This is a genomic window from Arenibacter sp. 6A1, from assembly GCF_012272855.1.
In the GTDB taxonomy this organism is placed as follows: domain Bacteria; phylum Bacteroidota; class Bacteroidia; order Flavobacteriales; family Flavobacteriaceae; genus Arenibacter.
Map to the genome: position 1 here is coordinate 300,043 of NZ_JAAXCQ010000001.1, position 19,865 is coordinate 319,907.

The window sequence follows — 19,865 nt, forward strand, 5'->3', positions numbered from 1 at the left end:
CTACACCTTACCGTACACAGGAATTATAAAATCCCCTTTTAAAAAAGGTTCTGGATTTATGGTACTCTGAAGGATTACTCCAGATTGAGGTCTCTCTAGCAACATTTGGGCCGCTTGTAGCAAGGGCACGGCCGTAGTGGTCTGGATGGCCCTTAGCATATGTTTCCCCACTTTTTGCGGTAGTATCCGTTTGGCGACTTCCCTCCTTCTTAGAATTCCACGGGCGTCTTTTCCCTGTACAGCGGCATATAGAATTATCTGATCGTCTTGGATAAGGGGAATTTTAGCGATCATTTTTTGCTGCAATTTCACCACGGGATTAGCGGCATTGCCCAAATTTCGTATTTGCTCCTGCACCCAGGCATAATGGCCCGGATGCCGCAGTGTTTTATAGTCTAGGGAAGCTACTTTTCCGGCTAGGGCATTTGGTAAATCTGCTGCCCCGCCCGAAGTCAGGTCCTCTTCATAAGCGATACCGTCTATCAAAATAGTGGCCCGTTCGGACAGGGCCGGAAGTTTTACCTTTTTATAGTCTCGTAGTGCTTCGGCCTCTTTTAAATATTCCGTGGCCACTCCGACCGGACTCCATGTAAACCCGTAATAATGGGGCCCAACGGCATGTTTGGTAAGGGCTCCTACCTTAAATTCTAGGGTGTCGACCTTTTCTACGCTATAATCTTTACAAAACTGTTGAAAAAGCATATTTGCCAAAATATCTATATACCCCGGTGCCAATCCGGTCTGCAGTACAAATCCGGTTTTAGCTTCTTTTGCCAAAGCCATTATCTGATTGGTCTCGGCTACATATTCGGTGAGGTTGGCATAATGCATCTGGTAGTCTTTTGCCAATTGGGCCATTTTTGGGGCCATCGCTCCAGGCAGACAATCGAGCAAGACATCGGCAGTGCGCATTAGCTCCTTCATTTCTGGAGTGATGCCGTCCTCGGGAAGATGAAAAGCCGTTAAAGAACATGCTTTTGTTGTCCCGGCTTCAATCCACTTAGCTACCCTTTGTGCCTTTTCGAGGGTTCGGTTACCGATAAAAATATTGGGGGTAACTTGGCTCCATTCTGCCAAAATGAGTCCCGCTGCCTCTGCGATGCCCCCGGCGCCGGCAATAAGGATATTGTATTGCTTTTTCATATGTAGCTATTTATAGTTTTTTTTAAGGCCATAAGTAATTCGCAAAGCTTCATTGGTATTTGCGATTAGCTTTTGGTCATGCTCCTTCCATATAAGAAAGATACTATTTTCTTGGGAGATTTTGGTGAGCCCAATTGGAATTTGTGGGGGTTGGATTGTTCTTCTTTTCTAGAAGCATTCTACCAGCCGGCTCTCGATACTATTTTCCTTGCGCCACTACGGAAAATCACTCTTTTAGGAATGAAAATTATCGTAAACTGCTTACTCTTGCCGGCACAAGCGTGACGCTTGCGCTAGCGGGGGTTCATGTGGAAATGTACCAATTAAATAATGTAACAATTGGCGAAGTTACGTTTTAAAATTAGCTTTTGGATACCTTGAAGATTTTGGGATTCTAATCGCGACAATCATAGCCCCGCAGGGGGGACATTTTAATTGGATCGTAAAATATTTATAAAAGGGCAAACACCCACACCCAAAATACCAACGATAAGAGTATTTTTCTTTGATTCTTGATTTCTGACTCATTGACGGCACAAGCGTGACGCTTGCGCTAGCGGGGGGTTTATGTGGAAATGTACCAATTAAATAATGTAGCAATTGGTTAATGTACCAATTGGAAAGTATCGTTTGAAAATTGGTTTTTGGATACCTTGAAGATTTTGGGATTCTAATCGCGACAATCATAGCCCGGAGGGGCGACATTTTAATTGGATCGTAAAATGTTTATAAAACGGTAAACACCCACACCCAAAATTCCAACGATAAGAGTTTTTTTATTTGATTCTTGATTCATGACTCATTGACGGCACAAGCGTGACGCTTGCGCTAGCGGGGGGTCATGAGGAAATGTATCCATTAAATAATGTAGCAATTGGAAAAGTATCGTTTAAAAATTGGTTTTTGGATACCTTGAAGATTTTGGGATTCTAATCGCGACAATCATTGCCCTGCTGGGGGGCGACATTTTAATTGGATCGTAAAATATTTATAAAAGGGTAAACACCCACACCCAAAATTACAACGATAAGAGTTTTTTTATTTGATTTCTGACTCATTGACGGCACAAGCGTGACGCTTGCGCTAGCGGGGGATTGTTCTTCTTTTAAAGAAACAGAAATGTTAACGGCTCTCGATACTATTTTCCTTGCAGCGCTGTGGAAAATCACTCGAGGTACTCTAGGTTTTAGGAATGAAAATTATTTTAAACTGCTTACTCTTGCCGGCACAAGCGTGACGCTTGCGCTAGCGGGGGAAGTTTCGTTTTAAAATTGGCTTTTGGATACCTTGATGATTTTGGGATTCTAATCGCGACAATCATTGCCCCGCTGGGGGGCGACATTTTAATTGGATCGTAAAATATTTATAAAAGGGTAAACACCCACACCCAAAATTACAACGATAAGAGTTTTTTTATTTGATTTCTGACTCATTGACGGCACAAGCGTGACGCTTGCGCTAGCGGGGTTCATGTGGAAATGTACCAATTAAATAATGTAACAATTGGAAAAGTATCGTTTAAAAATTGGTTTTTGGATACCTTGATGGTATTGGCATTCCATTCGCGACAATCATAGCCCCGGAGGGCCGACATATTAATAATGATGGCATTATTTGTATTAATAGGTGTCGTGGATTCATTCGTAGAGACGCCCAAATTGGGCGTCTCTACCATGGCTGCAAATGCAAATCGTTGCATTTTCCGTTCGGTCCTCTTTTATCTTTTTCATTGCTAATTGATCATTGTATTCGCGTTAGCTTTTGCAGCGGCATCCTTTTTTAGGGGCATCGCCCCTAAAAAAGATACAGCGGAAAGAGCGCCCCGATAGGGGAACGCCCAACAAAAAATGGCCCTTATAAAGAGTATGCTATTTTACAGATTTGCCTTGTGATAACTCAGTAGCGGAATACTAATATGGTCTTCTATTTTTTTGACCAAGCTTTTGTGGAACAATCTTTTAAAGAAGCCTTTTTCTTCTCTTTCTAGCACTACTAAAAGGTCCGCACCAATGATTTCGGCATGGGTTTTTAGTTTTTCCTCAATAAAATCGGAAAAAATAAGCTTAAATTCCACTTTCTCATAACCTACTTTTTTCGCTAACATATCTTTAAACCATTCCATTTGCTCCTTCCCGGCATATTCCTTTTCCGTTGAGATATGGGCGATAGATATTTTTGCATCCAAGGCCTTTGCCAAGGGCTCTATTTTTTTGATCGCAGCAATATCGGCCTCTTCAAAATCGGAGGCATAGAGGATATTCTTTATAGCCATCTCTTCCATACCATTGGGAACGATCAGCAGCGGACAGGGAACTTTATCCTGCAGCCCTTTGCCGATATCGCCCACAAACAGTCCACGTTCGGTATGTTTGTCCTTACGCCCTATTATAATCAACCCTACCTCCGATTCCTTGGCCTTTTTTAGAATCCCCTGGGAGATGAATTCCACACGCTCTACCACACACTCCACCGCCTTGCCTTCTAGATGGCCCAAGTGTTTGGTACAATAAGCCGTTAATATTTCTTGTTGCTCCTTGATTACATGGTGGGCTATTTGTTGAGGCGGACGCGAAACCGACACCCGTATCATCGGCAGTTCATGGCCATAGTACACCATTAATTTTGCTCCTAAGCGAACACTTAGTTCGTAGGCGTATTTTAAGGCTGCAGCAGAATTTTCTGTGCGGTCGGTAGCGTACAAGATGCTTTTTATCATATCTACATTATTTATCGTTAAAACTATGGGCTTTTAGGCTTACTTTTTATGACTTCGGTCATATTATAAAGCCTCGCGTATAGTTGTAGCGGATTACTTGGCTTTAGGAAGTGCCAAAAACGGTACTTTGCTCACAAAAACAAGGTGATGCACCACGGCTTCGCGCAACAGTTTTTCAAAAAAACTACGCTTGTTATAGACCATTGCGACCATCCCAATATGCTGATTTTCTTTTTCTAACATTAGAAGAGTTGATGAAATAGAAGTACTTCTTGGAACTTCTACAAACTTGGGTTTAACCGTTTTCAATATTTCCTTCAGGGATTCTCTATTGGCCTCTTGAGACTCCGTAAGCTGTTTTTCTGAAGCTATATGAACTACGGTCAAGGCAGAATTCCACCATTGGCAGATCTGAATAAGGGGTTTTAATTCCGATTTTTGGAATTCACTGTTATAGTCATTGGCAAAAACAACCTCATCGGGAATATCGTAATCATAATTTTCGGGAACCGCTATAATGGGGCAGTTTTGAACCAGTTGTATCGCCTTCATGGTGGTACTTCCAAGGAGCACGTTCTCTATACCGGACGCTCCCTGGGTGCCCATAAAAATACATTCGATATTCCAGTCCATAACCGTACTGTTAATGGCATTCACGGGCGAATCGTTTATAGAAACGGGCATAAACCTATGCTGTTTATTCTCTTTTTTGGCCTCCATTTTTTTTATAATTTCTGCCAAACCCTCCTTGGAGGCCTTCATAGCGTCTTCTCCCCCAATGTTCCCATAATAGGCATGGAGTAAATAAAAAGTACAATCGTGCTTTTCTAAAAGATAAACGGAATAATCGATGGCCTTTTGGGCCCTATTGGAAAAATCTGTAGGCAATAGAATCTTCTTCATAATTATTGTCGTCTTTTTATTATCGCATCTACATTGCGGATGGTAAGACCAATAGTGGGACTTCTGTATGGAAGCCTATTTTTTTTACCACCGCTTCTCGGGTGAGTTTTTCCATAAAACTATGGTGGTAATGCATCAAAGCTATCATATCGGCTTCGGTTTCCCTGGCAAATTCGGTAATGGCCTTGGCTACGTTTACTTCTATTTCCACCTTATGAAAACTATGCTCTATTCCCTTTAGGCGCTTGCTCAGTAATTCCTTGTTAGATTTTTGTGTATCGCTCATCACAAATTCCAGGGCCACCTGAAAAACATACACCTCTGCCTTCCAAAGGCTTGCCAGCCTTATTAACGGTTCTAGCTCATGTGCTTCAAAATAGTTACTAAAATCTGTTGGGAATACTATTCTTTTTAATTGCTGAAAATTATGGGCTTCGGGTACGGCCAGAATGGCCCGATTCCGTATTTTATGAAGTACCTTGACCGTATTACTGCCTATAAAAATCTCTTTGGCCCCTGTAGCACCAGTGGTTCCCATAACAATAAGTTCTATTTCTTTTTGGCGGACGGTTTCCGAAATGGCATTAATAAGGTGATCTGACTTAGAAATTTTCTCGAAAGTGTGTGTAGGATTTCGGTGGTGTTCCCCTAGGTATGTCAACACCTTATCGAGCCCTCTATCGGACTGCTCTGCCAAGGAGTCAAAAATAACCCCTAACCTTTGTTTTCCCTTTTCGCCCAAAACCTTGGATAACTCCGGATCATAGGCATTAAGGAGCATAAAACAACAAGGTTCATTGGCAAATAGTTTTAAGGCGGTAAACATAGCATTCCAGGCATTATCGGAAAAATCGGTGGGCAACAGTATATTCTTCATCCTGCTATGGGTATAATATTAAGTGGTCTTCTTCTTTTTCATCAGGGTATCCGGGATTACTAGAAAAGGGATTTTTACATGAAACCCAATTTGATCGATATTTTGTTTCAATAACAGGTGTTCAAACAAGGAGTGTTTTCTGTTCATCATTACCAACAGCTGAAATCCATGTTCGGTGATATACTCCAGGATCGCCAAGGGCATATATTTTCCTTTTTCCTCCTTTATTTGATGCGGTATTCCTTGCAAACAGCTATCCAAAAATGCTTTGTTATTCTGCTGTGCCGCAGTAAGCTCATATTCTTCTTTTATATGTAGTAATGTAATTTCTGCATGAAACATTTTAGCCACTTTGACCATTACCATAAGGTCGTCTTTCTTAAAAGGGAGTATATAGTCTGTGGGAAAAAGGATTTTTTGAATGGGCTTGTTTTCAAAAGATTCGGGCACCATCAGCAAAGGGACTTTCACCTTGCGCAATACAAAGACGGTATTAGACCCCAAAAACAACTGGCGGGCTCCCGTAGCGCCTTTGGTACCCATGACCACCATATCGACTTTCTTTTTTTTTACCAAGCGCTTTATTTCATCGGTCAGTACATTAAAGGCAGAAATCATTTTATAACGGTGCTTGGTATTGGGGTAATGGTGCCGAACATCTGCCAATGTTTTTTGGAGTCCGGCATGGGAAATATCGGTACCTACATTGGGAATACCACTGTAACCAGAACCTCCTATCATAAAATCTGTCCTAAAAAAGGAAGGGGTATAGGTATGTAAAAAGTAAAACAGACATTCCTGCTCTTTAAAAAATTCCATGGCATAGGAAATGGCATTCCATGCATTGGGTGAAAAATCGGTAGGAATTAATATGGTCTTCATCAGCTTTTAATTTATTCGCTTACACAATGATAATGGGCTACCTATAGAAGAACAATCAAACGATAGCCATAAATGGTGACAAGAGCAACTCCTAACCACCTAAAGCAAAGATAATTACTCAAAAAGCCATATTTAATGATTCTCGTCATTTGGGGTCTACCAATAAGAAGGGAAATTTGTATGTCCCAACTTTATAAGACTAAAAATCATGGCACTTCAATTTAATCAGTATGCGAACGAAGGAACTGCCTTTCTAAGGGAATACAGTCAAGAAATGGAGCTTAGCACCGATATGGATAGGGCAGGCAGAATTCTTACTGCTACGCTTCACGCCTTGCGCGATATTATTCCTGTGGAAGAATCCCTGCAATTTATAGCACAATTGCCCATGTTTTTAAAAGGTGTTTATGTCAATGGATGGTCGCTGAGAAAAAAAGGACCAAAAATTAAACATCTACCGGCCTTTATAGATCTGGTCAGGGAATACGACGGTTCTATGGCCGCCTACGATTTTGATTATAGCAACGAAATGGCCGAGGCCTATATCAGTACTACTTTTATTTACCTCAGCAAATACGTGTCCATGGGAGAATTATTGGATATACGCGATACCCTTCCAAAAGAATTGAAACCACTCATTCCGTCTAAATTAATATTCTAACTAAAAATCCCGACCATGAATTATATACTAGCCATCGTTCTTTACCTTTTGTTATTACTGCTAATGCTTTATATCCTAAAAATATCTAGGGGTACTTAATGGCCAGCTATGGGTAAGGTCCACAAAAGGGAAGTGTTTTGGACAAACAAACCGGCTTATTTTTAATGAACGTTTTACGATATGAACATGCTACAAGACAAGGTTGTTATTATCACCGGTGCTGCCGCAGGTATCGGTAAGGCCGCTGCCGAACTATTTTTACGGGAAGGCGCACAACTAATGTTGGTCGATATAGATCGGAAGGCACTACAAGCAACTGCCACATCCCTACAATCTACCCACGTATCCTATTGTGTTGCCGATGTAAGCAAAGCCGCGGACGTACAACAATACCTGCAAAAAACGCTGGATACTTTTGGCACAGTCGACGTCTTTTTTTGCAATGCCGGTATTGAGGGCCTGGTAAGGCCTATGGCCGATTACCCCGAAGAAATGTTCGATAAGGTCATTGCCGTAAACCTAAAAAGTGTTTGGTTGAGCTGTAAATATATTCTTCCCAGGATGAGCGATGGCGGCAGTGTGATTATTACCTCTTCGGTAGCGGGACTAAAGGGTTTTGAAGGTTTGGGGGCCTATGTAGCCAGTAAGCATGGTACCGTAGGGTTGATGCGTACTGCGGCCCTGGAATTTGCCGATAGGGAAATCCGGGTTAACAGTATACATCCTGGGCCTGTACATACCGAAATGATGCGACGGGTAGAAAAAGAAATATCCCCAAAAAACATCCATGATGCCCAAAAGGGGTTTGAAGCCGCAATTCCTTTTAAACGCTATGCGAAACCCGAGGATATCGCTGCCTTGGCCCTATTTTTAGCATCGGACCACAGCACCTATATCACCGGATGTACTTATGTGGTTGATGGGGGGATGATATGTAAGTAGTCGGAGTTTAGGATCATAAAAACAGCTGTTTTTCCGGGAGCTAAACCGGCTATACAACTCTTCCTAGAAGGCGATCTTCCCTCCCACGGAAGAGATATCGGCAATTCTAGCGGTATCAAATATTTTTATAAACTGCTGTATCTTGACTATTATTTATAGTTTGTAGTCCGCTACTAAATGTAACTTAAAAATAGCCCCAAAACCAAGTAACATCATTGATTAGAGTAAGGTCACAGGCTGACGGAAATCATTTCTTTTAACAAGAAATTCCTCTATCTTATATATTAGATGTTGCCGCCACCATATTCCTACCCTGGTAAAGCAATCTTAAGATGGACAGAAATGAAGCATTTAAAAATAATGGTTATTATATGCCTATGTCTAAACACATTTGTTTCTTGTAAAGTAAAAACAATTCTTCCCCAAGAAACCCCAAGTGTTGTCATAGAAAAAAAGGCACTCCCTTTAGCGGTAGTTCCACTCCCTGAGGTAAAGGCACCTTTGTCGCTATGGACAACAATTCCTCGGAATATTAGTATCAATGACTATTTTGACTATTTGGCGGGGGTGGTTGCCCAATACGATTCCCTAGTCCCCTACCCCCTGTCCGAACATATGTTGGTACATGCCAACCCTTGGATCATGGACACCTTGGCCAATACCGATTACTATCGACTTATGGCGCGGGACTCTTTTGTGTACGATCAGAATAAACTAATAGTGCTACGACCGGGAGATTCCCTTTTGGTACCCGATTCCTTACAAGCAGCTAGCTTACAAAAGTCCTTGGACCATATATTAATCGATATCAACATCCCCGAATTTAAGCTCCGCATTTACCAGGACAGTGCCTTAAAATATACTTTTCCAGTGCGGGTTGGCCAAAATAGAAGACGGTATTTGGCCATGGCAGAGGACACCCTAAATATAAGGACCAGAACGGGAAAGGGAACTATCGTTCGGATCGAAACGAATCCCAGATTTTACAATCCAGTTAATGGAAAACGATTTTATACTACCCGCCGCGATGATCAAAAGCGAACCCTTATGCCAAGGATCCCTTGGATAGAAACGGAGATCAACGGTATACGGAACGGACAATTAATTCACCCTACTACTAACCCAAAATCCTTGGGAAAAGCCTATTCTAACGGCTGTATCGGCACCAAGGAAGCCGATGCCTGGTATATTTATTATCATGCCCCTTTGGGGACTCCCATACAAATTCGCTACGATTTAATCGTGAAGGACTCCTTGGGAGAAGAAGTCTTATTAAAGGATATTTATAGAAGAGGGATCCGAAAAGCTCAGCTAAATCTATTAAAAGGACGATGAGAAGAATCTGAGGTTGGTTCCTTGGTTAAGGTAACAATTAATTAATGTGAAAATGTACCAATGAAATAATTTGAAAATTAGGGAATTTGAAAATTTGAAAATTGGGCTGGATCTTAACTGAGGAGCTTATAGCTGGTTAATGAATCAATGTGAAAATGCACCAATGGAACAATTTGAAAATTAGGGGATTTGAAAATTTGAAAATAAGGGTTGGATCTTAACTGAGGAGCTTAAAGCCATTTAATGTACCAATGGGGATTTTGGTAACTGAGGAGCTTATAGCTGGTTAATGTAACAATGGGGGAGTTAATGTGAAAATGTACCAATGAAACAATGTAACAATTGGGATTTTCTAAACTGAGAGGCTGATAGGTTTTTAATGAACTTTTAAGGATAGTTTCCACATGAAACTTGATGCTTTTTTAAGGACAGTTTCCTTACTCTTGCCGGTACGAGCGTGACGCTCGCACTAGCGGTGGGAGAATTTGAAAATTGATTAATGTGGCAATTTCTGTAATTGCGCAGTGAAGTAATCTCACGAAGCATCTTCACCCCACGGGTTACGGATCACTGGACTGAATTGTTAATTGAAAAATGGCTGCAGCCAAGGCCATCGCTACAGCTGGCTCCTCAAATCGACGAAGGATATTCACGAAAACCTATAAAAACCACTTGAGCTAAACCGTCATGGACGGTTCACGAATACCGCTTTACAACAATATAGATCACATGAGCTAAACCGCTTTGTGCGGTTCACGAATACCGCTATACAACAATAAAAACCACATGAGCTAAAATGAAAAGGACCGAGAAGGAAATGCAACGACTTGCATTTACGCCGAGGGGCCAGCTGGCGCGCTGGAGAAGGTTTAAGCTATCTAGAACTGTCCTTAAAAGAAAATACCCTTAATTTACCAACTATCCCCTCCAAATCAAAACCACCTCTATATCAACACTCTACACCCTAAATTTATTGATTTATCACCCCTTTCTAGCTATTTCTATCGTATCTTTAAGTAGGCTCTTTGATTTACTTAAATCGTATGTTATGAAGGCAATTATACTAATCTTAATGGTTTTAATAGGGTTTCCTAATGATATTCATGCTCAAAAAAGAGATAAAATCAAGGGAGATAAAGAAGTAATTAGCATTTCCGAAGAAATCAAAGATCAATTTGAAAAAATTGAAGTTGCAGATAATATTACGGTTATCCTTCAACAAGGCTCCAGAAATTCATACCTTCTAACGACTGATCAGAATTTGGTTGCAGAAGTCGACGTTCGTGTTGAGGGGGAGGTCCTAAAAATTTTCACAAAAAGTAAAATCGTCAACAGTAAAAAATTGGAAATTCACCTTACCGTAAAAAACTTGAATTTTCTAATTGTAAAGGACAATGCCTTTGTCAAGAATTCAAAAAAAATAGCCTTCGATAATTTACATATTACCCTGAGGAACTCCAGTAAGGTCGATTTAGAACTAGAGGTAAAACACAATACAGAAATCAATTTGTCCCATAATGCAGGAGGAAAACTTAGTTTAAGCTCACATGATGTATTGATAAACATGAAAAATAGAACTGACCTAAAGGCAAAATTAAACTGTAAAAATTTAGCCGTTACCTTGGAGAAATCTACAGGTATAAAACTAAACGGGGATGCCGATAATGCTACCTATACTATAGAGGGTTCTTCAAATTTAGATGCGAAGAAAATGAAAACCCGTTATGCTTCCTTAGATAGTAAAAACAGAACCGATATTTACATTAATGCTTCAAAAAACATTGAAATAACCGCCGCAGGAAAAAGCACCATCTTTGTATATGGCAATCCGAATATTAAAATAGTTGGATTTACGGATAGTTCTAAAATCATAAAAAAATAAACACTTAATTCCCTGATTACCTTCCTATAAATAAACGTGTATTAAACTGATATTTAAACGTTTATTAAACACATCCCCCCGGATAAATCCAGGGGCTAATCAGCTAGCCTGCTCTCGATACTATTTTCTTCGTTACACTCTAGAAAATAACTCGAGGTGACGTCTGTGTTATGATTTCTAATTCTATACTAATTCTTCAATGTCATTTCAACAAAGTCCATAACGTCAAAGGAGTCTTACCAACGTGGGTTGTTCTTCTTTAAAAGAAACAGGTTGCCAACCGGCTCTCGATACTATTTTCCTGGCGCCTCGGCGGAAAATCACTCGAGGTGACGTGGTTGGTTTTCTCATACATAACTATTTAAATTTCTATTTTTCTCCTATATTTTTTCTTTTTAAAGGAAAGATTTCTAACCCTATTTCCTGATTACCTCCCTATAAATAAACGCGTATTAAGCTGATATTTAAACGTTTATTTAACTCATGAACACGGATAAATCAAGGGGCTAATCAGCTAGCCGGCCCTCGATACAATTTTCCTTGCATCACTGCGGAAAATCACTCGAGGTGACGTGGTTCTTATAATTATAAATTGTGGTCTAGAAGTTTATTATTCCTGCTTATTGAGTGTTATTGTGGATATAATTGTTTCTTGCGATGTTTAATACTGAGGCCTCGGTGCTATTTTCTTTTGGATATGACTAAAAATAATTCTAAAAGACCAATGCGTTTTATTCCTTTTTGAATTTCTTCTTGGCTAAATTGGGTAGAGCATCATAATCATCATTTATCAGGGCTTCCTTTTTTATTCTAGACCATTTTTTTATTTGTTTTTCGGTCATAATAGCCAAATTTATATCAGTAAACTCCGCATAAAAAACCAGTGAAAGTGGCCTTTTATTATAGGTATAACTATCGGGATGCTTCCCTATTCGATGTTCTATTAGCCGTTGGTCTAAATTGGTTGTCACCCCGGTATAGTAGCTGTTATTGGAACATTTAAGAATGTACACATAGGATAATTTCATGCTACACTGGTTATATTGGGTAATATACAAAAATACAAGCCTGCTCTCGAGGTGACGTGCTTGATTTGATTGTTATTTAAGTGTATTTGTATGGAATTACCCTAGATTGTAAGATTCAAAGGTCTCAACCGACATGGCGCCAACCGGCTCTCGATACTATTTTCCTGGCCCCGCTGCGGAAAATCACTCGAGGTGACGTCTGAGTTATGATTTCTAATTCTATACAAATTCTTCAATGTCATTTCAACAAAGTCCATAACGTCGAAGTAGTCTTACTATCATATGATGATGTTCTTTTAAAGAAACAGATTACCAGCCGGCTCTCGATACAATTTTCTTCGTTACACTCTAGAAAATCACTCGAGGTGACGTAGGTGGTATGATTTATAATTCTATACTAATTCTTCAATGTCATTTCAACAAAGTCCATAACGTCGAAGGAGTCTTACCATCATATAATGTTCTTCTTTTAAAGAAACAGATTGCCAACCGGCTCTCGATACTATTTTCTTCGTTACACTCTAGAAAATCACTCGAGGTGACGTGGTTGGTTTTCTATTACACAACTATTTAAATTTCTGTTTTTCTCCTATATTTTTCTTTTTAAAGGACAGGTTTCTTACTCTATTTCCTGATTACCAACCTATGAATAAACGCGTATTAAGCTGATATTTAAACGTTTATTTAACGCATAAACACGGATAAATCAAGGGGCTAATCAGCTAGCCGGCTCTCGATACTGTTTTCCTTGCGCCGCTGCAGAAAATCACTCCTTTTAAATTAAATCAATTGTTACATTGAACCATTACTACATTTTTTAGTAGCTAATTTTTCAAATAACGGCCTTCCGTTCCGCAAAGTCTCCATACTTTGAGGGGAATTTATAGCTACAAGTCTAATCCTGACAAAACCGACCCTTCTAAAGAGGGATGCTGCGATATTGCTCTTGTTTTTAATAAGGTTGAATTTACTTTTAAAATGGTCAACCTACAACAGGGACGTACAATACATTACCCACTCTATTTCCTGAACACCAACCTATATACAAACATGTATTAAACTGATATTTAAACGTTTATTTAACTCATAAACACGGATAAATCAAGGGGCTAATCAGCCAACCGGCTCTCGATACAATTTTCTTCGTTACACTCTAGAAAATCACTCGAGGTGACGTCTGTGTAATGATTTCTAATTCTTTAAGGTCATTTCAACAGAATCCATAACGAAGTAGGAGTCTTACCATCGTATGATGTTCTTCTTCAAAAGAAACAGGTTGCCAACCGGCTCTCGATACTATTTTCCTGACGCCGCTGCGGAAAATCACTCGAGGTGACGTGGTTCTTATAATTAAAAATTGTGGTCTAGAAGTTTTTTATTCCTGCTTATTGAGTGTTATTGTGGATATAATTGTTTCTTGCGATGTTTAATACTGAGGCCTCGGTGCTATTTTCTTTTGGATATGACTAAAAATAATTCTAAAAGACCAATGTGTTTTATTCCTTTTTGAATTTCTTCTTGGCTAAATTGGGTAGAGCATCATAATCATCATTTATCAGGGCTTCCTTTTTTATTCTAGACCATTTTTTTATTTGTTTTTCGGTCATAATAGCCAAATTTATATCAGTAAACTCCGCATAAAAAACCAGTGAAAGTGGCCTTTTATTATAGGTATAACTATCGGGATGCTTCCCTATTCGATGTTCTAATAGCCGTTGGTCTAAATTGGTTGTCACCCCGGTATAGTAGCTGTTATTGGAACATTTAAGAATGTACACATAGGATAATTTCATGCTACACTGGTTATATTGGGTAATATACAAAAATACAAGCCTGCTCTCGAGGTGACGTGCTTGATTTGATTGTTATTTAAGTGTATTTGTATGGAATTACCCTAGATTGTAAGATTCAAAGGTCTCAACCGACATGGCGCCAACCGGCTCTCGATACTATTTTCTTCGTTACACTCTAGAAAATCACTCGAGGTGACGTGGTTGGTTTTCTATTACACAACTATTTAAATTTCTGTTTTTCTCCTATATTTTTCTTTTTAAAGGACAGATTTCTTACTCTATTTCCTGATTACCACCCTATAAATAAACGCGTATTAAGCTGATATTTAAACGTTTATTAAACACATCCCCCCCGGATAAATCCAGGGGCTAGTCAATCTATTATTCACTATACTTCCTGATTACCACCCTATAAATAAACGTGTGTTAAACTGATATTTATACGTTTATTTAACGCATAAACACGGATAAATCAAGGGGCTAATCAGCTAGCCGGCCCTCGATACAATTTTCCTTGCATCACTGCGAAAAATCACTCCTTTTATATTAAATCAATTGTTACATTGAACCATTACTACATTTTTTTAGTAGGCCTGTTAAAATAAGGACGTCCAAATACCTTTTAAAAACGAAACGGACTTAAATTACGGCATTTCATGTAGATATTTTAGAAATTATAGGCATGTGCTAAGGATACTATTATTGTGTCGTTTTTATTCGGTCAGTCTTTTTTTCAAATCCATTCGCTCGTGTAAAATCCTTGTAATCTCGATATAGTTATCATTCAAATTTCGATAGAAAATGATATGTCGATTCGATTTCATTCCGAGTAGATCTTGAGTAATTCCGTCATATTTTTTTCCTAATAGCGGATTGTTGGCAATTTCTTGACAATTAAAAATAAGCGATTCATAGTATAAATCTGCTTCTCTTTCTGACCAAACTTCAAACGTATAATCCCAAATTTTTGATAAATCTTCAACAGCTTTATTTGTCAACTTAAAATTAGCCATTTGACTGCTTTTTCGTCTTTAAAGATTCAAGATGTTTTTTAGGATCAAAATCGTGCGCAATTCCGCTATCAATTCCGTCCTGAATTGCATTTTTCAATGCGAATACTTTACTTTCTTCTTCTTCTAAAAGTCTTAATCCCGCACGTATAACTTCGCTAACATTTTTAAATCGACCTTCTTTAATTCGACTTTGAACGAATTCGTCAAAATAATTTCCGAGTGATACTGATGTGTTTTTGCTCATTTTAATGCTACTTTACTCAAATGTACCAAAAATTGGTATAATGTTCAAAATCATAAATTACACGCAACGTTTATTAAACACATAAACAAGACCCCCGGATAAATCCACGGGCTAATCAGCTAGCCGGCTCTCGATACTGTTTTCCTTGCGCCGCTGCAGAAAATCACTCCTTTTAAATTATATCAATTGTTACATTGAACCATTACTACATTTTTTAGTAGCTAATTTTTCAATCAACGGCCTTCCGTTCCGCAAAGTCCCCGACTTTGAGGGGAATTTATAGCTACAAGTCTAATCCTGACTAAACCGACCCTTCTAAAGAGGGATGCTGCGATAAATCCAGAGGCTAGACAATACATTATTCACTATACTTCCTGATTACCACCCTATGAATAAACGCGTATTAAGCTGATATTTAAACGTTTATTTAACGCATAAACACGGATAAATCCAGGGGCTAATCAGCTAGCCGGCTCTCGATACAATTTTCCTTGCGCCGCTGCAGAAAATCACTCCTTTTAAATTAAATCAATTGTTACATTGAACCATTACTACATTTTTTAGTAGCTAATTTTTCAATCAACGGCCTTCCGTTCCGCAAAGTCTCCAACCTTTGAGGGGAATTTATAGCTACAAGTCTAATCCTGACTAAACCGACCCTTCTAAAGAGGGATGCTGCGATAAATCCAAAGGGCTAGTCAATCCATTACTTACTATATTTCCTGATAACTTGATAACAAGATAACTCGATAACTATTTGCTACATGTTCATTGCAAGAATTAATCCTCCGTCACCTTGCTCCCCCACCAATCGGCATTGGGCTTAAAATCTGGGGATAAGAGTTGTAAGCGTTCTTTTTCCAAATAAGGCAAAGTCTTTTCTACCGTTCTCTGATAGCGTTTTTGCGCCAATTCCTCCTTATACTCCGGATCTATTTCCGCCTTATTGGCATTTACGCCCGCTAGCCAGGACAACAGCTTTTCACTTAATTCCCGGGCACGCGCGCTTTCCTTTTCTACCAAGTTATTCTGCTCTCCTATGTCCGATGCCAAATGGTACAATTCTTCACTACCATCTTCCCAATAGTGAATAAGCTTCCACCCATTTTCCTGGATAATAGACGATGGATTGCCCCCTTGGTTCCCATAATGCGGATAATGCCAAAACAAGGGCCTATCGGCAATAGCTTTTCCTTGCATCAACGGCTTTAAGCTCACCCCGTCCACATGCTGATTGGGCAACAAATCTATATTGGCCAAGTCCAGGATGGTCGGATAAAAATCGGTTCCGCTTACCGGAGTATCCAGTATCGCCCCTTCTTGTGCCAACCATGGGACTTTTATCACGTAGGGCTCACGGATGCCCCCTTCCCATTGGTATCCTTTTCCACCTCTTAGGGGTAGGTTGGCCGTAGAAAAATTATCTCCAGAGGCCACGCCCCCGTTGTCGGACGTAAAAATGACGATCGTATTCTTATCCAATCCCAGTTCTTTCAAGGAGTTAAGCACCTCCCCAACGGCATCGTCCATACTTTCTACCAAGCCGGCATAAACAGGGTTGTCCTGCTCCTGGCGTATCGGCAGTACCCGTTCCATCGCATACCCATTGTCTGCCAATCCCTGCTGTACGGCCTTTTCCCTATACTTTTCCCATTTCTCCTGAGTGGTTTGTATAGGGGCATGCACCGCATAGAAAGAAAGAAAAGCAAAGAAATTCTCCTCCTTATGGTCTTTTATAAAATTCACCGTCTCCTTGGCCAATCGCATCGACAGGTTTTCACCATTCTCCTTGTCCTCTAAAGCAGGGTTGTTAAAAGGCGAAAAGAAGCCACCAAGCGGACTCCCGGAATGAAAGCCGCCCTTATTGATATCGAATCCATGGTCTGCGGGCAAATTCCCTTCCCCGCCCAAATGCCATTTCCCGGCATAGAAGGTTTTATAGCCAGCATTTTTCATGGCCTCGGCAATGGTCACCTCCTCTTTGGCCATGCTGTGGTTATAGGCCGCAGGCAGTAATTTATCGTGTCTGTTCAGCTTGCGCCAATCAGTGCCCGATGGAGCTCCAATCCAATCCGTAATCCCATGTCTGGCCGTAAATTTTCCGGTCATAATACTGGCTCTAGACGGACTGCAAACGCGACTCGCAGCGTAACCCTGGGTAAAAACCATGCCCTCCTTTGCCAACCGGTCAATATTAGGCGTCTCGTAATACTTGCTACCGGTAAACCCAAGGTCCATTAACCCAAGGTCGTCGACAAGAATAAAAACCACATTGGGATTTTTCGGGGGCATTTCAGCCTTCGTTTTACACCCTATAAAGATGGGCAACACACAAAGCAAAAAGGTAAAATTCTTTATCATCGGTTTAAAAATTAAGGTCCTTGGTAATCGCAGGCGTTAAAATATCGGAGCCGTGCCCTCCCTATGCCTACTAATAGGAACAAACACCGCACTCAAACACCGGCTTTCAATACAATTATCCACCTACAATCAGGCAGTGTGATTCCATATAAAAAAGCGCTTTTTTCCTATAAAATCAACCTGCAATCTATTCTTTTTCAATCAAATTCCATAATTAAAGATGTACATATCACCCTAGGCAGCCCGTTTAAAGAAGTATAATTTCAACAAAGCCACAAAAAGTTATAAATACAACAAGGCATATGCTATAATTTCAGGTCAATTCTCTCGGACAAAGCATTTTATTTTGGGCGTTCCCCTATCGGGTCGCTCTTTCCGCTGTATCTTTTTTAAGGGCAATGCCCCTAAAAAAGGATGCCGCTGCAATAGCTAACGCTTTTTCAATTTACAATAAGCAGTAAACAATTAGCAATAAAAAAAAATGGAGTTATCAAGCCAAGGAGCAGTCAAGTAATGACGAACAGCCTACCCATAAACAAGCTATGACAAACTTTCCAGAATTAATAAAATTATGAGTGCACGAAAAACATAACCAGCGCCGCTAAAAAAACCTGATTCGCAGAGGACCGAGAGGTAAATGCCACCATTTGCATTGGCAGCCGTGGTAGAGACGCCCAATTTGGGCGTCTCTACGAACGAATCCATTACACCCATTAATATAAATGATTCCGAAAATTTCGACGGACGTCCCGTGGTACCCATTAATACAAATGATACCAATGTTTCCACTATTAACCCCAACATTATTAATATTTCGCCTCTATTAATATGTCGCCCCGCTGGGGCTATTGGTGTGCCATCAGGCGCGGGCTAGGGAGCTATACCTTTAATTTTTTCCTTAAAAAAGGTATTCCGTTTTAAAATCTATTTCATCAGCCTTTAATAATTCAATATATTCTTCTTTGAATGTATGGACACTATGGTGTTGTTCCTGATTCTTTATATAATCTATTACGTTAGGCAATTGAGACTGTCCTTTTGAAAACGCGCCAAAACCTATTTGCCATTCAAACCTCCCTGCTACAAATTGTTTTTTATTTATCCAGTTAGAAGCATTAGCTTTTATAGCGCCCACCAAGTCCGATAAATTGCAATTTGGTTTTGTTCCCAACAACAAATGAACGTGGTCTGACATCCCATTAATAATCATCAATTTTTGGTTTTTGTTCTTTACTATTCCTGTTATATATTGGTATAATTCAGCTTTCCAAACCTCGGATATAACATTGGCTCTTCCTTTTACGGAAAAAACGATATGAAAATAAATTTGGGTATAGGTGTTTGCCATTTTTAAAATATTTTACGTTCCTATTAATATGGCGCCCGTTATTAATATGTCGCCCCGCTGGGGCTATGATTGTGGCGAATTGAATCCCAAAACCCTCAAGTTATCAAAATGCCAATTTTCCAATTCTCAAATTTTCAAATCCCCAAATTATTCCATTATTAGATTAAACAATTGCTACATTAACCAATTGCTACATTATTTAATTGGTAGATTTTCACATTGAATTAATTTTCAAATTCTCACATTCTCAAATTTTCAAATTATTTCATTGTTACATTAGCTAAATGATACATTAAATGGCTATCAGCTCCTCAACTTAGAAAAACCCAATTATTACATTGGTACATTATCCCATTGTTACATTAACTAATTGCTACATTATGTAATTGGTACATTAAACAACAGCCCCCACCGAGCAAGGATGTAGCAGCCAAACTCGACTAATAAGAGCGTGGATTCTAGGGCAATTGAGTACAAGTTCAGGAAAGAAAAAGATGCCAAAACGCAAAAATGGCCTTGAACATAAAACCCTTTTTCGATAAAAGGACAAAAATCGACTTCAATTTAGGGGTAAAAATGAAGTTTCCCCTTACAAAAGGATGATATCGCAACAAAAGAAACAACCTAAACTTAAATAAAGTATAACATTCCAAGTCAAAGAGCGATTTCTAACTACTTTTTTCGTTAAACGGTAGTTTTTATCTGTCCTTCTACACTATTACCGTTTAACGAAACCT

The 19,865-nt window shown here is 39.5% G+C and carries 17 protein-coding genes; 5 read left to right on the forward strand and 12 right to left on the reverse strand.

The genetic code is table 11. From position 1 onward, the window contains the following. The 6 genes from HCG49_RS01275 to HCG49_RS01300 form a co-directional block, all read right to left on the reverse strand. A complete protein-coding gene (locus HCG49_RS01275; protein ID WP_168467753.1) occupies nucleotides 1-1,143 on the reverse strand; it encodes a saccharopine dehydrogenase family protein in 1,143 nt (380 codons plus the stop codon). A gap of 1,468 nt (nucleotides 1,144-2,611) precedes the next feature. Then, the gene (locus HCG49_RS01280; protein WP_168467754.1) at nucleotides 2,612-2,842 is read right to left on the reverse strand and encodes a hypothetical protein; all 231 of its coding nucleotides are present in this window, start codon (nucleotides 2,840-2,842) and stop codon (nucleotides 2,612-2,614) included. Nucleotides 2,843-3,016: 174 nt separating this feature from the next. Then, nucleotides 3,017-3,859, reverse strand: a complete 843-nt coding sequence (locus HCG49_RS01285; RefSeq protein WP_168467755.1) for a universal stress protein — start codon at nucleotides 3,857-3,859, stop codon at nucleotides 3,017-3,019. 93 nt (nucleotides 3,860-3,952) lie between these two features. Further along, nucleotides 3,953-4,762, reverse strand: a complete 810-nt coding sequence (locus HCG49_RS01290; RefSeq protein WP_168467756.1) for a universal stress protein — start codon at nucleotides 4,760-4,762, stop codon at nucleotides 3,953-3,955. Nucleotides 4,763-4,790: 28 nt separating this feature from the next. Further along, nucleotides 4,791-5,639, reverse strand: coding sequence for a universal stress protein (locus HCG49_RS01295; protein ID WP_168467757.1), 849 nt, complete (start codon nucleotides 5,637-5,639; stop codon nucleotides 4,791-4,793). 18 nt (nucleotides 5,640-5,657) lie between these two features. Next, a complete protein-coding gene (locus HCG49_RS01300; protein ID WP_168467758.1) occupies nucleotides 5,658-6,521 on the reverse strand; it encodes a universal stress protein in 864 nt (287 codons plus the stop codon). Nucleotides 6,522-6,729: 208 nt separating this feature from the next. On the opposite strand from HCG49_RS01300, the gene HCG49_RS01305 reads away from it, so the two are divergent. From HCG49_RS01305 to HCG49_RS01320, 4 genes are all read left to right on the forward strand, one after another. Beyond that, nucleotides 6,730-7,182 carry a DUF2267 domain-containing protein gene (locus HCG49_RS01305; RefSeq protein WP_168467759.1) on the forward strand — a complete coding sequence of 151 codons (453 nt, stop codon included), beginning with the start codon at nucleotides 6,730-6,732 and terminating at the stop codon, nucleotides 7,180-7,182. A 180-nt stretch (nucleotides 7,183-7,362) separates the two neighbouring features. Beyond that, nucleotides 7,363-8,124 carry an SDR family NAD(P)-dependent oxidoreductase gene (locus HCG49_RS01310; protein WP_168467760.1) on the forward strand — a complete coding sequence of 254 codons (762 nt, stop codon included), beginning with the start codon at nucleotides 7,363-7,365 and terminating at the stop codon, nucleotides 8,122-8,124. A 342-nt stretch (nucleotides 8,125-8,466) separates the two neighbouring features. After that, nucleotides 8,467-9,459 carry a L,D-transpeptidase gene (locus tag HCG49_RS01315; RefSeq protein ID WP_240938603.1) on the forward strand — a complete coding sequence of 331 codons (993 nt, stop codon included), beginning with the start codon at nucleotides 8,467-8,469 and terminating at the stop codon, nucleotides 9,457-9,459. A gap of 1,048 nt (nucleotides 9,460-10,507) precedes the next feature. Continuing rightward, a complete protein-coding gene (locus HCG49_RS01320; RefSeq protein WP_168467761.1) occupies nucleotides 10,508-11,341 on the forward strand; it encodes a head GIN domain-containing protein in 834 nt (277 codons plus the stop codon). Nucleotides 11,342-12,072: 731 nt separating this feature from the next. Here HCG49_RS01320 and HCG49_RS01325 read toward each other — a convergent pair. The 5 genes from HCG49_RS01325 to HCG49_RS01345 form a co-directional block, all read right to left on the reverse strand. Next, complete coding sequence (locus HCG49_RS01325; protein ID WP_168467762.1) at nucleotides 12,073-12,369, reverse strand: GIY-YIG nuclease family protein; 297 nt, start codon at nucleotides 12,367-12,369, stop codon at nucleotides 12,073-12,075. A 1,496-nt stretch (nucleotides 12,370-13,865) separates the two neighbouring features. Continuing rightward, entirely contained in the window at nucleotides 13,866-14,162 is a 297-nt protein-coding gene (locus HCG49_RS01330; protein ID WP_168467763.1) for a GIY-YIG nuclease family protein, read from the reverse strand. 713 nt (nucleotides 14,163-14,875) lie between these two features. Then, entirely contained in the window at nucleotides 14,876-15,175 is a 300-nt protein-coding gene (locus HCG49_RS01335) for a type II toxin-antitoxin system RelE/ParE family toxin (RefSeq protein WP_168467764.1), read from the reverse strand. Beyond that, the gene (locus tag HCG49_RS01340) at nucleotides 15,168-15,419 is read right to left on the reverse strand and encodes a type II toxin-antitoxin system ParD family antitoxin (RefSeq protein WP_168467765.1); all 252 of its coding nucleotides are present in this window, start codon (nucleotides 15,417-15,419) and stop codon (nucleotides 15,168-15,170) included. Before HCG49_RS01340 ends, HCG49_RS01335 begins: the two co-directional genes overlap by 8 nt. Before the next feature lie 780 nt (nucleotides 15,420-16,199). Continuing rightward, the gene (locus HCG49_RS01345; protein WP_240938604.1) at nucleotides 16,200-17,711 is read right to left on the reverse strand and encodes a sulfatase; all 1,512 of its coding nucleotides are present in this window, start codon (nucleotides 17,709-17,711) and stop codon (nucleotides 16,200-16,202) included. A 706-nt stretch (nucleotides 17,712-18,417) separates the two neighbouring features. Between HCG49_RS01345 and HCG49_RS01350 the strand changes: the two genes are divergently transcribed. After that, entirely contained in the window at nucleotides 18,418-18,654 is a 237-nt protein-coding gene (locus tag HCG49_RS01350) for a hypothetical protein (protein WP_168467767.1), read from the forward strand. 24 nt (nucleotides 18,655-18,678) lie between these two features. Here the strand turns inward: HCG49_RS01350 and tnpA are convergent, their stop codons facing one another. Then, entirely contained in the window at nucleotides 18,679-19,128 is a 450-nt protein-coding gene (gene tnpA / locus HCG49_RS01355) for an IS200/IS605 family transposase (RefSeq protein WP_168467768.1), read from the reverse strand. Nucleotides 19,129-19,865 lie beyond the last annotated feature (737 nt).